The following is a 14,101-nucleotide window of genomic DNA, read 5'->3' on the forward strand; positions in this document are numbered from 1 at the left end:
AAGAGGGGTCAATAGTTAGCGAACGTTGGCGCAGGTCAGGCAAAACGCATAGCGGTTTTGCGGATCGTTAAACGCGGCCAGCTTTTCGCTTTCTGCTTTAACCGTACTCGCCGCAGAAGCGAGCGGCGCCGGGAGCATCGCCTGGATCGCTTCAGGCAGCATGGCACGAACGGAACCGGACATGCTGTCCATCACCATATCAACGAATGTCGGTTCGTCCTGATAATACTCAATGTGCCATTGCTTCAGTTTGGCCAGCTCAGCCGCTTTCGCCACGGCGTCATCAAAATCACCCAGACTGTCTACCAGACCGTTGGCTTTCGCATCCTGGCCGGTCCAGACGTGGCCCTGCGCGATTTTGTCAATCTGCTCAGGCGTTGTCTTACGCGCATCTGCGACCAGCGTGATAAAGCGCTTATAGCCGTTCTCGATGCTCAGTTGCATCATTTGCTGCACTTCAGGTGGTAACGCCTTGGTAATGGAGATATCCGCCAGTGGGGATGTCGCCACGCCGTCGGTGTGTACACCAATGGAATCCAGACTGTTTTCCACAGTGTTGATCACGCCAAAGATCCCAATTGAACCGGTCAGCGTGCTGGGGTTCGCCACAATGTAGCTTGCTGGGGTGGAGATCCAGTACCCGCCGGATGCCGCCATGCCGCCCATGGACACGACAACCGGCTTGCCTGCCGCTTTTGCCGCAGCCAGCTCAGCGCGAATGACTTCGGAAGCGCTGACGCTGCCACCAGGGCTGTTCACGCGCAGGACAATTGCTTTCACTTTCGGATCAAGACGCGCTTCGCGGATCTGCGCGGCAGTCGTGTCCCCGCCCACATTCCCAGGGGTTTCTTCACCGTCCATAATTGCGCCATTTGCGAAGACGACGCCAATGCTGTCCCCAGTATCCGCTGGCGTTTTCAGCGAGTAATCGTAATAGCTGATGGCGCGATAATTTTTATCCGTTTTGCTCCAGCCAAACTGTTTGGTCAGCATTTTTTCGACTTCAGCGCTGGAAGCGAGTGCATCCACCAGTTTGTTGTCGAGCGCATATTTCGCGGTATCGCCATCGACTTTTGTCAAACCGTCCAGCATGGCCTGTGCGCCCGGGAAAACCTGCTGGGCAGGGATCTGGCGGTTGGCAGCGACTGTGTCGAGATAGTTCTGCCACAGCTCGCCGATCCAGCGGCTGTCGGCTTCACGCGCGGCAGGAGACATATCATCGCGGATAAACGGTTCTACGGCAGACTTATAAGTTCCGACACGGAACACGTGCGTGGAAACTTTCAGCTTGTCGAGCAGGGACTTGTAGTACAAACCGTTGGTGGCAAAGCCGTGCAGATCAACGGAACCCTGCGGAGAGAGATAAATTTTATTGGCGAAACTGGCGAGGTAGTACTGCCCCTGGCTGAAGTTATCGCCTACGGCAAAGACCGGCTTGCCGCTGTCGCGGAATTCCCGCAGCGCTTTACCGATATACTGCATGGAAGGCTGGTCGGCCCCGGCAAAATTTTTCAGATCCATCACAATGCCGGTGATGTTGCGATCATCTTTTGCCTGGCGAATAGTATTCACGATATCGAACAGGGAGTTTTCCTGCAGACGATCGGAACTGGCGCCAAACAGCTGACGACCAATAACGCTTAAACGACTGGTGCTCGAAGGCTTATCGACAATCACCCCCGAGATATCCAGCAGCAGTGCGCCTCGCTCAGCGTGTTCACTGGTATTGCTGCTGCTGACCTGCATCCAGATGCCCACACCCACCAGTACCAACAAGATGAAGAACAGGTTAAGCACAAATTCACGGACGAAATTCAGTAATCGCCATGTCCATTTAAAAAATCCGGCAATAAATCGCCACAGGGTTCGCATGTATTCTCCCTACCGATTAACAACACGCCACCCCGAAATTCCGGAGAAAGGCGATAAGATGAGGCTATCGTAATGACCCGACAAGCACTTGTCAGCAGGAATCACCGCCTGTGCTGTAACAAAATCCGCTCACGTGTTAATTTTGTGAACAAATCTCATTGTTGGAGTTAAGCAAATGGATGCACTCGAATTACTGATTACCCGTCGTAGCGCCTCTCGTCTCGTCGAGCCGGCCCCGACAGGAGAGCAACTGCAAAATATTCTGCGGGCGGGTATGCGCGCGCCAGACCACAAAACGCTGCAACCGTGGCAATTCTTTGTCATTGAGGGCGAAGGGCGTGAGCGTTTTAGCGCGGTGCTTGAAAAAGGGGCGATTGCCGCAGGCAGTGACGAGAAAGCCCAGGACAAAGCCCGCAGCGCACCGTTTCGCGCGCCGCTAATTATTACCGTGGTGGCGAAATGTGAAGAAAACGACAAGGTTCCTCTGTGGGAACAAGAAATGTCTGCCGGTTGTGCGGTGATGGCTATGCAGATGGCCGCAATTGCCCAGGGCTTTGGCGGTATCTGGCGCAGTGGTGCATTAACCGAAAGTGCGGTCGTTCGCGAAGCATTCGACTGTCGCCCGCAAGATAAAATCGTCGGTTTCCTCTATCTGGGCACACCGCAGCTAAAAGCATCCACGACGATTAACCTTGCCGAACCGAGCGCATTCGTCCGTTATTTCTGATATCAACGGCAAAACTGTCTGGATTCTGAGCAAAGACACCCGAATTCAGACAGTCACTCTTACCACATCATGGAATGAGCGCTACCATATCCGGATTGCAATGACAGGAGATGTCCATGAGCGAGCAAGCTATTCGTTTAACGCAATACAGCCACGGAGCCGGTTGCGGTTGTAAAATTTCCCCAAAAGTGCTGGAAACCATCCTGCACAGCGAGCAGGCGAAGTTTGTTGATCCGAACTTACTGGTGGGTAATGAAACCCGCGACGACGCGGCCGTATACGATCTGGGAAACGGCACCAGCGTTATCAGCACCACCGATTTCTTTATGCCGATTGTCGATAATCCGTTTGATTTTGGCCGCATCGCCGCGACTAACGCCATCAGCGATATTTTCGCTATGGGCGGCAAACCGATTATGGCAATTGCTATTCTGGGCTGGCCGCTGGATAAGCTGGCACCGGAAATCGCCCGCGAAGTAACCGAAGGCGGACGCTTTGCCTGCCGTCAGGCGGGTATTGCGCTGGCGGGCGGTCACTCTATCGATGCCCCAGAGCCAATCTTCGGCCTTGCGGTAACCGGCGTTGTGCCGACCGAACGCGTGAAGAAAAACAGCACCGCTGAAGCAGGGTGTAAGTTGTTCCTGACCAAGCCTCTGGGTATTGGCGTTCTGACAACTGCTGAGAAAAAATCACTGCTGAAAGAAGAACACAAAGGACTGGCGACAGAAGTGATGTGCCGGATGAACATTGCCGGTGCGGCATTCGCCGATATTGATGGCGTGAAAGCCATGACCGATGTTACCGGTTTTGGTCTGCTGGGGCATCTGAGTGAGATGTGTCAGGGTGCAGGCGTTCAGGCGCAGATCGTCTACCAGGATATTCCTAAGCTGCCAGGCGTTGAAGAATACATCGCGCAGGGCGCGGTGCCGGGTGGTACCCAACGTAACTTTGCCAGCTACGGACACCTGATGGGTGAAATGCCGCAGTCGGTACGCGATCTGCTGTGCGATCCGCAAACTTCCGGTGGCCTGTTGCTGGCGGTAACGCCGGAAGCTGAAGCCGAAGTGAAAGCGGCAGCGGCGCAGTTCGGTATCGATCTCACCGCCATTGGTGAGTTAGTGGAAGCTCGTGGCGGTCGCGCCATGGTTGAGATTCGTTAACTCGATGCGGTTGTTTATTGCCGAAAAACCAAGTCTGGCGCGTGCTATCGCCGATGTGCTGCCGAAGCCGCATCGCAAAGGCGATGGTTTTATCGAATGCGGAAATGGACAAGTGGTGACCTGGTGTATTGGTCACCTGCTTGAACAGGCGCAGCCGGATGCCTACGACAGTCGTTATGCTCGCTGGAGTCTGGTCGATCTGCCGATTGTCCCGGAAAAGTGGCAACTGCAACCGCGCCCCTCGGTGACCAAACAGCTCAACGTCATTAAGCGCTTTTTGCATGAAGCCAGCGAAGTTATTCACGCCGGTGACCCCGATCGTGAAGGGCAACTGCTGGTGGATGAAGTGCTGGATTACCTGCAACTGGCACCTGAAAAGCGCCAGAAGGTGCAGCGTTGTCTGATTAACGACCTCAACCCGCAGGCCGTTGAGCGGGCTATTGAGCGGCTGCGCGCCAACAGTGAGTTTATCCCGCTGTGCGTGTCGGCACTGGCGCGAGCGCGTGCGGACTGGTTGTACGGTATCAATATGACGCGCGCTTACACCATTCTTGGACGTAACGCGGGTTATCAGGGCGTACTTTCGGTCGGGCGCGTACAAACGCCGGTGCTCGGGCTGGTTGTACGTCGCGATGAAGAGATAGAGAACTTCGTCGCCAAAGACTTCTTCGAAGTGAAAGCGCATATCGTAACGCCTGCCGATGAGCGGTTTACCGCTATCTGGCAGCCGAGCGAAGCGTGTGAGCCGTATCAGGATGAAGAAGGGCGCTTGCTGAATCGCACGCTGGCTGAACACGTGGTGAACCGCATTAACGGTCAACCGGCGATAGTCACCAGCTATAACGATAAACGGGAATCAGAATCCGCGCCGTTGCCGTTCTCGCTGTCTGCGTTGCAGATTGAAGCGGCGAAGCGCTTCGGTTTAAGTGCGCAAAACGTTCTGGATATCTGCCAGAAACTGTATGAAACCCATAAGTTGATTACCTATCCGCGTTCGGATAGCCGTTATCTGCCGGAAGAACACTTTGCCGGGCGTCACGCGGTACTGAACGCGATTAGCGTCCATGCGCCGGATCTGCTCCCGCAGCCGGCGGTCAATCCCGATACGCGAAATCGCTGTTGGGACGACAAAAAAGTGGATGCGCACCACGCCATCATTCCTACCGCGCGCAGTTCGTCCATCAACCTGAATGACAACGAAGCGAAAATTTACAACCTGATTGCCCGTCAGTATCTGATGCAATTTTGCGCAGATGCGGTATTCAGGAAGTGCGTTATTGAGCTGGACATCGCCAAAGGCAAGTTTGTCGCCAAAGCCCGTTTTCTGGCGGAAGCCGGATGGCGCACGCTGCTCGGCAACAAAGAGCGCGACGAAGATAATGACGGGACGCCGCTGCCGGTGGTGGCAAAAGATGACGAACTGCTGTGCGAAAAAGGCGAAGTAGTTGAACGTCAGACCCAGCCCCCGCGGCACTTTACTGATGCAACTCTGCTGTCAGCGATGACCGGGATTGCGCGATTCGTGCAGGATAAAGATCTGAAAAAGATCCTGCGCGCAACGGATGGTTTAGGTACGGAAGCGACGCGCGCCGGAATTATCGAGCTGCTGTTTAAGCGCGGGTTCCTGGTGAAAAAAGGACGTTATATCCATTCGACTGACGCGGGAAAAGCGCTGTTCCACTCGCTGCCAGAAATGGCGACGCGCCCGGACATGACCGCGCACTGGGAATCTATCCTGACCCAAATCAGCGAAAAGCAGTGTCGCTATCAGGATTTCATGCAGCCGCTGGTGGGGACGCTGTATCAGCTTATCGATCAGGCGCGCAGCACACCGGTACGACGCTTTCGTGGAATTGCTGCACCTGGCGGTAGTGGTAGCGATAAGAAAAAAAGCGCGCCGCGTAAACGTCCGGCGAAAAAAAGCCCGCCTTCTGAAGAGGCGGGCCTGTAAGTTTGTTGGCCTGATAAGCATAGCGCATCAGGCTTAGCTGGATGCGGCACCCGTGCCTAATCCGGCTTAGTGGCCTGCAGAGACAATATTAAATCACGCCCTGACCCAGCATCGCGTCGGCAACCTTCACGAAGCCCGCGATGTTGGCACCACGTACGTAGTTGGTATGCTTGCTTTCGCCGCCGTATTCAACGCAGGCATGGTGAATATCCAGCATGATGTGGTGCAGGCGCGCATCCACTTTCTCCGCTTTCCAGCCCAGACGAGCGGCGTTTTGCGCCATTTCCAGACCGGATGTCGCTACGCCACCGGCGTTTGCGGCTTTACCCGGTGCGAACAGTACGCCCGCTTCGAGGAACAGATCTGTGGCCTCGATAGTGGTCGGCATGTTTGCCCCTTCGGCGACAGCTTTCACGCCGTTGGCGATCAGTACGCGCGCTGCATCGACATCCAGTTCGTTCTGAGTGGCGCACGGCAGGGCGATGTCGACCGGAACCGACCACGGTTGTTTGCCTTCCAGATAGGTCAGACCAAACTCACGGGCGTAATCCGCCACGCGACCGTCACGGCTGTCTTTGATCGCACACAGACGCGCCAGTTTTTCTTTAGTAAATCCGCTTTCGTCAACCACGGTACCGCTGGAATCAGAGGCGGTAACTACCCGCGCGCCAAACTCCATGGCTTTCTCAATGGCGAATTGCGCTACGTTGCCGGAGCCAGAAACCGCCACGCGCATGCCTTCAAAGCCCAGACCATGGCGTTTGAGCATTGCTTCGGTGAAGTACACCAGACCGTAGCCGGTGGCTTCCGGGCGGATCAGGCTGCCGCCAAAAGAGAGACCTTTACCGGTAAAGACGCAGGCGCTGTTGTTGGACAGTTTTTTCATCATCCCGGCCATAAAGCCGACTTCACGACCACCCACGCCGATATCGCCCGCCGGGACGTCGGTATCAGGACCTAAATGGCGGAACAGTTCGGTCATCAGTGCCTGGCAGAAACGCATGATTTCGCCTTCGCTTTTACCTTTCGGATCGAAATCGCTCCCGCCTTTACCACCGCCCATTGGCAGCGTGGTGAGGGCGTTCTTAAAGGTCTGCTCGAAACCCAGGAATTTCAGGATAGACAGGTTCACGGAAGGGTGGAAACGCATACCGCCTTTGTACGGGCCAATGGCAGAGCTAAACTGTACGCGCCACGCGCGGTTGACCTGCACCTGATTGCGATCGTCCAGCCAAACTACGCGGAACTGGATCACGCGCTCCGGTTCAACCAGACGTTCCAGCAACGACATCTGACGATAACGCGGGTTCTGCTCAAGAAAGGGCCACAGCGTCGTCATTACCTCACGAACGGCTTGCGCGAACTCGGTCTGATTCGGGTCGCGCTTTTGCACATGGTTGAGAAATGACTCCAGAGAACATGTCTGATCCATAGATATAAGAACCTCTTATGTATTGATATGGTTATATTTTTGATATTTATGTTATGTGTTGTGCAGTTTTTGACTATACCATCAGCAGTGTGACGTGACGCAAGAAAAAATTAACCCCGCTAAGTAAATTAATATTGCGCCGTGGGTCATAACCAAAAACGATGATGGAAGGGACTAAAGTTTCTGCCGATTTATACCGTTATACTGAGCATAAATGTCAGTTAAAAAGGAAACACAATGCGCCGTTCAATCATGGCAGGAGCGTTGGTTCTGGTGTCCAGCGCGACGCTGGCAAATCAGCTTTATCGCCCGGATGTGCAGGTGAATGTACCGCCGGAAGTGTTCAGTTCCAGCGGTCAACGGGCACAGCCCTGTAGTCAGTGCTGTATTTATCAGGATCAAAACTACTCTGAAGGGGCGGTGATTAAAGCCGATGGCGTTCTGTTGCAGTGCCAGCGCGATGATAAAACGATCAGCACGAATCCGCTGGTCTGGCGGCGCGTAAAAGGATAAACGCCTCTAACAACGGGATATCGGCGGGCGCCAGTGGATAACGCAGCGCCTCTTCAGGTGAGCACCAGACGATATCCTGATGTTCAAACGCTCTCAATTCCCCCTGAAAAGACGGTACATGCCAGGCATGCAGGTGAATCAATCGGCCTGAAACCTCGCGTTGATGACTGGCAATGTAGCGCCCCACGACCGCCTCAATGCCCAACTCTTCACGCAATTCACGGATCAGCGCTTCGGGCTGACTTTCGCCCGGCTCAACCTTACCCCCGGCAAACTCCCACATGCCTGACTGATCCGCATGAAGCGGACGCTGAGCCAGTAAAATTTTGCCATCACGTTCAATGATAGCGGCGACCACGTCGAGGGTTTTCATCATATTCATCAAGATCTAACAGCAGAAAATGACATACTATCGTTATCTTTGTTTTACCTAAAGTATTCAGGAGTCACCGTTGAACGAACCTCAGTCGTGGGTAAAGCCGTTAACGCGTATCCCTTCCAGTTTAAAACCGCTCGTTGCCACGCAGAAAAAACATTATGGCGATGTGCTGCATCCCACGCGCTGGTGGGGGCGGATGCCGTTTCTGTTCTGGCTGGTGGCGCTGTTTGTCGGGTTTCTGGAGCGTAAAAAGGCGCGCTTAACGCCGGTGATGCGCGCGCTGTTGATGACCCGCGTTTCTCAGGTCTGCCACTGTGCTTTCTGTGTTGATGCGAATAGTTTACGGCTGGCAGAACGCTGTGGCGCGCTGGATAAAGTCATGCAGGTTGTCAACTGGCAAGATTCGACGCTGTTTAGCGCTGAAGAACGCGTAGCGCTGGCCTATGCCGATGCGGTTACCGCAACGCCTCCACAGGTTGACGATGCGCTGAAAGCGCAGATGAAGCAGCATTTTACCGATGTTGCCATTACGGAAATGACCGCGCTGATTGCGTTTCAAAATCTCTCGGCGCGTTTTAATGCCGCTCTCGATATTCCCTCGCAGGGACTGTGTGACAGTTTTAAAGGACGCCCGCATGCTTGACCGCCATCTTCATCCACGATTAAAACCGCTGTTGCATCGGTGCGTAGGTATTATCGATAAACCGGCGATTACCCCGGACGGACTTACGCTGGTCGGATTTGCCATTGGCGTGCTGGCGTTGCCATTTCTGGCGTTAGGCTGGTATCTGGCGGCGCTGGTGGCCATTGTACTCAATCGGTTGTTTGACGGACTGGATGGGGCGCTGGCGCGGCGCAGAGGACTATCCGACGCCGGCGGATTTCTCGATATCTCGCTCGATTTTTTGTTTTACGCCCTTGTGCCGTTTGGTTTTATTCTTGCCGCTCCGGCGCAGAATGCGCTGGCAGGCAGTTGGCTGTTGTTCGCGTTTATTGGCACCGGTAGCAGCTTTCTGGCTTTCGCCGCACTGGCAGCAAAACATCAGATTGATAACCCCGGTTACGCGCATAAATCGTTTTATTATCTGGGTGGATTAACCGAAGGAACTGAGACGATTTTGCTGTTTGTGTTGGGGTGTCTGTTCCCGGACTATTTTGCCGTGCTGGCGTGGGTCTTTGGCGCGCTGTGCTGGATGACAACGTTCACCCGGATCTGGAGCGGATATCTGACGCTGAAAACCGTTCAGCGTCAGGCGTAAGGTAATGCGTTGCCGGATGCGCTTCGCTTATCCGGCCTACAACGATGATATATCCAGGCTGGGTAAAGCGTTCTCGCCGCATCCGGCAATAATGCCAGTCTTACTTGCTGGCGTCCGGACCCCGTTCACCGCTGGCGACCGGGTTTTTCGGATTGCTGCTCCACTCGTACCAGCCACCATCGTAAACAGAGACGTTTTTCCAGCCCATCGCGCGGGCATACATAAACGTTTCTGAAGCACGCCAGCCGGTACCGCAATAGAAAGAGACCTGTTGATTCGGCAGGATATTCCATTGCTTCCACATGGCGGCGATGTCATCCGCGCTGCGCATGGTGCCATCCGGGTTATGGAAATCTTCCATGTGGGTGGAGTCGCTGCCCGCGTGGCCCCAACGTGCGCCTGCGATCTCACCTTTTGGCTTAATGTAGCTGTAGCCGCTGGTAGTACCGACAAATTCAGGCCATGAACGAATGCTTACTAAAGACGCATCCTGGCGATGCAGCAGACCGCGAGCCTGTTCCGTATCGAGCATCAGCTGCGGCTGGGCAGGGATTTTCACGCCGAAATCAGGTTCTGGTTTCACCGTTGGCGGAGTGCCGCGTTCGACCGGTAAACCTGAGTCGGACCAGGTTTGCCAACCGCCGTCGAGCAGACGAACGTCTTTCACGCCTGCGTACAACATAATTTGTGCCACGCGTGCGGCGGCATAGACATCGCGGCCGTATAAAATTACCGTGGTGTCGTGGCGGATACCGTGTTTCGCCAGCATCGCTTTAAGCTGCTCATCGGAAACCTTATTCCACAGCGGTTCGCTTTCAACTTCATTGGTATCAATGTAACCCGCGCCGGGGATGTGGCTGAGCAGATACAACTTCGGCGCGCCCCAGGCGGCTTCAATCACTTTCCAGTTACCCGCTGGTTTGGCAGTCACGTCTTTACCCTGCTGAAGTTCGTGCAGCCACTGTGGGTAAACCAACTGTTCGAAGTGCGGCAGACGTTGCAGACGCGCAGGATCTGTCAGCGCATCGCTGAGGGTTGAGATATGGTTAAAGCCAACTTTTTGCAGACGGGATTTAACGGCCTGCATGTCGTTATCACTGCCATACAGCGCCACCGGAGCGTCGGTCTTAAGTTGATGTGACTTAACCCAGGCGCTGAGTTGTTCATCATTCATCTTGTCGAGCCAGGCAGCAGACAGATTCAGTGCGGAAGGTTCGTGTCCTGAAGGACCATTGAGCGATTGTGGCCAACCGTTGTAAAAAGCGCTCTGACGGGTATCGATCGCCGCGCCTTGCTTTTGCTGTAACTGGTTGAGGGTGAGCGCCTGTGCTGTTTCAGCAGCCCAGGAAGAAGCGCAAGCGAGCCCTAAAGCCAGTGCCAGCGCGGTCATTTGAGAAACACGTTTCATCGAATAGCCCGACATTGAAAAAAAGAAGACGACATTCTGTGCCGCCAGTTACGTAAAAACCTTGCGTTAACGCAGCATATCGACACATTCACGCCCAGTTTTCCATCTGAAATACGCGGCCTGCAGGCGGCACGTCCTGCGCGTCATGGGTCACCTGTACCACCGGGATCCCCAGCTTACGCACCTCGGTGAAGACCCATTGGCGAAAGTTATCGCGTAGCGACGCATCCAGCCTGCTAAAGGGTTCATCGAGTAACAGTGCCTGGGGCTGCGCCAGTAGTGCACGGAGCAGGGCGACACGCGAGCGTTGTCCGCCGGAGAGTGACGCCGGATCGCGCGAATAAAAACCTGCCAGGTCAGCGCGTGCGAGAGCGCATTCAATCTCATGGCGTCTGGCGGGACCTTGCAGGCTGGCGGGTAAGGCCAGCAGTAAATTCTGCCCAACGCTGAAATGGTCAAACAGCAGCGCATCCTGGAACAAAATACCAATCTGGCGCTGCGCGGTAGGTAACGTATCGATGCGTCGTTCATTAAGCCACAGTTCGCCTGAGGCCTGAAACTGGGGAGGCAACGCCCCGATCATCCATGAAAACAGCGAAGATTTCCCGCTGCCGGAAGGTCCCATAATTGTGACGATGTCACTTTTGTTAACCTGAAAATTAACGTCTTTCACCAGCGCTTTCACGCCCTGGTACAACGAAACGCCTCGTACGGTAAGCATTAGCGGAGTCCTTGTCGAAAGCGGCCGATCCACGCGGCGAGAAAGGCTGCAAGTGCGAAAACGAGCAGTGGTAAAAGCAGCTGCCACAACGCTTGTGTTGCCAGAATCGCACTGCTACCGCCGCTGCTTAATGCCACCGCTTCGGTGGTGAACGTGGGATAGCGTCCGGCACCTAGCCACAGCGTTGGCATATACTGGGCGATACTAACTGAGAAGCCAACCGCGAAGGCAATCAATGCCGGGCGCGCCAGCTGCGGGCATTTCACCAGCCAGAATATCCGCCCCCGCGTCCAGCCCAGGGTTTGCGCAATCAAAATTAATCGTGGGTCAATGCGCTGCCAAGCCGGTTTAAGCACAAATAGCATCCAGGGCATCACCCACAGCAGGTGGCCCCAGATAATGGTCGTCATCAGTCCATCTTGTTCGGCATCTAACGCCAGCAGATATTGTCCGGTTACCAGTGGTAGCGCAGGCAAAATGAGCGGTAGCCAGACCCAGCGGTGTCCGGTTTGTGGACCCCATTCCAGCCAGGCAAAAAGTATCAGTAGCGCCAGCACGCTGGAAAGGAGCCCCAGTTGCAGGCTATTGTTGAGCGCCTCGTTGTTTAGCGAGGAATAGCTGGCGATAAGCGCCAGTACCAGCGCGCATACCACACCGCTGACGGGCAAAATCTGTACCAGCGGGCGTGCGATTGTCATAGATGAAAAATGCTGGCGTTCACCGTTTACTGCCGGAATAGTATGTCGCCAGGCACGCCAGAGCAGATAACCCACCAGCGCGATAACAAGGAGCAACAGCACCAGTAACAGACTGGCAAGTGCGCCTTTCGCCTGCTGTTCTACGTCGCCCTGACTGAGCCACTGCCAGCTCAATACGGCAAGCGTTGGCGGATTGCCGGGGCCAAGAACGATTGCCACATCAACAACGGAGAGTGACCAGGCAACAATCGCCAGCATAGCTTTACCTAATGCCGGGCCGATAGCGGGCAGAACCAGCCAGTTCAGGCATTGCAGTCGGCTGTAACCCAGCGAATCCAATACGATAACCTGCTGAGAAAGTTGTTTCTCACTCAGTAGGGCCGAGAGAATCCATAACAAAAAAGCGCTCTCTTTCACCGCCAGCGTTACGCCAAGTCCAATGCCGTAGCGGTCCGGCTGTGGGCTGAGGAACGGGAGCCATTGCCAAAGTATGCCGCCTTCAGCAAAAACCAACAGCACGCTGGTGGCGAAGGCAACGTGCGGAATTGCCAGCAGCCACGGAAGACGCGTATATAGACGTACCCAGCCTGCGCCGGGCCACAAGGCGAGGATCGCCAGCAGCGCGATGATCAGCGCGCCCCCAGCCGCGAGGCCGACGGAAACCAGTGTTGCCAGTAACGCCTGCGGGAGTTGAGGATCGGCAAAGAGCGCCAGCCAGTGTGTGGTACTAAGCGCCGGTGTTATCAGAGACCATGCCGCTGGCGCCAACGGCAGATAAACTGCCGCCATGATGGCCCAGAGTAGCAGAATTAATGCGTACCGTAGCGGCGTAACCATTCTTGTTCCAGAGCGTTTACCCAGGCTGCATGCGGTTCTGGCAACACGGCAGGGAGCCCCTGTGGGATCCGCGCCAGCAGCGCATCACGCTGTTCGTCAGGCAATTTTTGTGGATCAAGCACCGAAGGATCTCCCCAGACAGCCGGGTCAGCTTTGCGCAGTTGTGCTTCAGGAGAAAGCAGGAAGTTTGCCACGACTTTTGCTCCGGCACTGGCGTGGGCATTCGCCGGAATGGCAACAAAGTGCACGTTGCCGAGCATGCCCTGTGAGAAACCAAAACTGTAACTGCTTTTAGGCAATTCGCCGCTCGCCACTTTTTGCTGCGCGTGGGCCGGGTTAAAGGTCAATGATAAACGCAGGGTACCGCTATTGAGCAGTGCATCCATTCGTGCTGGCGTGGGCGGAAAATCTTTGCCTTCACGCCAAAGTACAGGATGCAAAGTATCAAGATACTGCCACAATGGCGCGGTAACTTCGGCGAATGTCGCTGTATCTGGCGCAACTTTCAATGCCTGTGGTTTGGTGGTGAGCGAAATTAGCAACTGCTCAAGAAAAGCCGTTCCAGTAAAGTCGGGCGGGCGTGGATAGGTCACCGTGCCAGGGTGCGCCTGCGCGAATTTAAACAGTGCCTGCGGAGATTGTGGCGGCTGCGCGGTAAGATCGCGCCGGGCAATAAAAGTGAGTTGGGCACCGCCCCACGGTGATTCAGCCCCCTCTGTTTGAACGGAGAAATCTTCGGTCACCGGTTTTTGTGTATCAACATAGCGCCAGTTAGGCAGCGTTTGCGCCCACTGGGTTTGCAGTAGCCCGGCTTCTTTTAGCGTACGGAAGTTTTCGCCGTTAACCCACAGTAAATCGACAGAGCCGCCGGTTTTTCGCCCGGATGCCGCTTCCGTCTGGATGCGTTTTACGGCATCGGCAGCGTCTGCCAGGCGCACGATTTTCAGGTTAATGTCGTAGTGCGTTTTCATCTCGCCGCTAACCCAGTCGAGATACTGGTTAACTGCATTGTCGCCACCCCAGGCGTTGAACCACACCGTTTGACCACGGGCGTCATTTTTGATTTGTTGCCAGCTGGCGTCCTGGGCAAACGTCGCCAGCGGGCAGAGCAACAAACTCAGACACAATAAGCAGTAACGCATAA

At 55.0% G+C, this 14,101-nt stretch carries 13 protein-coding genes; 6 read left to right on the forward strand and 7 right to left on the reverse strand.

Annotated features, from left to right (window positions below; genetic code table 11):
- Positions 1-15: 15 nt before the first annotated feature.
- Positions 16-1,872 (reverse strand): signal peptide peptidase SppA, encoded by a 1,857-nt coding sequence (gene sppA, locus OGY71_RS12010; RefSeq protein ID WP_286613365.1) that lies wholly within the window; start codon positions 1,870-1,872, stop codon positions 16-18.
- A 175-nt stretch (positions 1,873-2,047) separates the two neighbouring features.
- On the opposite strand from sppA, the gene OGY71_RS12015 reads away from it, so the two are divergent.
- The 3 genes from OGY71_RS12015 to topB all read left to right on the forward strand — a co-directional run bounded on the left by OGY71_RS12015 (position 2,048) and on the right by topB (position 5,710).
- Positions 2,048-2,599 (forward strand): NAD(P)H nitroreductase, encoded by a 552-nt coding sequence (locus OGY71_RS12015; protein WP_286613366.1) that lies wholly within the window; start codon positions 2,048-2,050, stop codon positions 2,597-2,599.
- A gap of 116 nt (positions 2,600-2,715) precedes the next feature.
- Entirely contained in the window at positions 2,716-3,759 is a 1,044-nt protein-coding gene (gene selD, locus OGY71_RS12020) for a selenide, water dikinase SelD (RefSeq protein ID WP_003832497.1), read from the forward strand.
- A gap of 4 nt (positions 3,760-3,763) precedes the next feature.
- Positions 3,764-5,710, forward strand: coding sequence for a DNA topoisomerase III (gene topB / locus OGY71_RS12025; RefSeq protein WP_032934436.1), 1,947 nt, complete (start codon positions 3,764-3,766; stop codon positions 5,708-5,710).
- Positions 5,711-5,798: 88 nt separating this feature from the next.
- Here the strand turns inward: topB and gdhA are convergent, their stop codons facing one another.
- Positions 5,799-7,142: an NADP-specific glutamate dehydrogenase gene (gdhA, locus tag OGY71_RS12030; protein WP_148362077.1), complete on the reverse strand. Its 1,344-nt coding sequence runs from the start codon at positions 7,140-7,142 to the stop codon at positions 5,799-5,801.
- Positions 7,143-7,379: 237 nt separating this feature from the next.
- On the opposite strand from gdhA, the gene OGY71_RS12035 reads away from it, so the two are divergent.
- On the forward strand, positions 7,380-7,655 hold the full coding sequence (locus tag OGY71_RS12035) for a YnjH family protein (RefSeq protein ID WP_286613367.1): 276 nt from the start codon (positions 7,380-7,382) through the stop codon (positions 7,653-7,655).
- Here OGY71_RS12035 and OGY71_RS12040 read toward each other — a convergent pair.
- Entirely contained in the window at positions 7,615-8,028 is a 414-nt protein-coding gene (locus tag OGY71_RS12040; protein ID WP_126956334.1) for a pyrimidine (deoxy)nucleoside triphosphate diphosphatase, read from the reverse strand. The genes OGY71_RS12035 and OGY71_RS12040 overlap by 41 nt on opposite strands.
- A 79-nt stretch (positions 8,029-8,107) precedes the next feature.
- Between OGY71_RS12040 and OGY71_RS12045 the strand changes: the two genes are divergently transcribed.
- Together OGY71_RS12045 and OGY71_RS12050 are read left to right on the forward strand one after the other, a co-directional pair.
- Entirely contained in the window at positions 8,108-8,677 is a 570-nt protein-coding gene (locus tag OGY71_RS12045; protein WP_003832506.1) for a carboxymuconolactone decarboxylase family protein, read from the forward strand.
- On the forward strand, positions 8,670-9,293 hold the full coding sequence (locus OGY71_RS12050; RefSeq protein ID WP_008784544.1) for a CDP-alcohol phosphatidyltransferase family protein: 624 nt from the start codon (positions 8,670-8,672) through the stop codon (positions 9,291-9,293). Before OGY71_RS12045 ends, OGY71_RS12050 begins: the two co-directional genes overlap by 8 nt.
- A gap of 100 nt (positions 9,294-9,393) precedes the next feature.
- Here OGY71_RS12050 and OGY71_RS12055 read toward each other — a convergent pair whose 3' ends face one another.
- The 4 genes from OGY71_RS12055 to OGY71_RS12070 form a co-directional block, all read right to left on the reverse strand.
- Positions 9,394-10,701: a sulfurtransferase gene (locus tag OGY71_RS12055; RefSeq protein WP_164562901.1), complete on the reverse strand. Its 1,308-nt coding sequence runs from the start codon at positions 10,699-10,701 to the stop codon at positions 9,394-9,396.
- Positions 10,702-10,789: 88 nt separating this feature from the next.
- Positions 10,790-11,422, reverse strand: coding sequence for an ATP-binding cassette domain-containing protein (locus OGY71_RS12060; RefSeq protein ID WP_126956093.1), 633 nt, complete (start codon positions 11,420-11,422; stop codon positions 10,790-10,792).
- Positions 11,422-12,957, reverse strand: coding sequence for an ABC transporter permease family protein (locus tag OGY71_RS12065; protein WP_063941484.1), 1,536 nt, complete (start codon positions 12,955-12,957; stop codon positions 11,422-11,424). Before OGY71_RS12065 ends, OGY71_RS12060 begins: the two co-directional genes overlap by 1 nt.
- Positions 12,930-14,099: an ABC transporter substrate-binding protein gene (locus OGY71_RS12070; RefSeq protein ID WP_003832516.1), complete on the reverse strand. Its 1,170-nt coding sequence runs from the start codon at positions 14,097-14,099 to the stop codon at positions 12,930-12,932. The genes OGY71_RS12065 and OGY71_RS12070 overlap by 28 nt, the downstream gene beginning before the upstream one ends.
- Positions 14,100-14,101: the final 2 nt, after the last annotated feature.

The sequence above is a fragment of the Citrobacter sp. Cpo109 genome (genome assembly GCF_030332565.1).
In the GTDB taxonomy this organism is placed as follows: Bacteria; Pseudomonadota; Gammaproteobacteria; order Enterobacterales; family Enterobacteriaceae; genus Citrobacter; species Citrobacter portucalensis.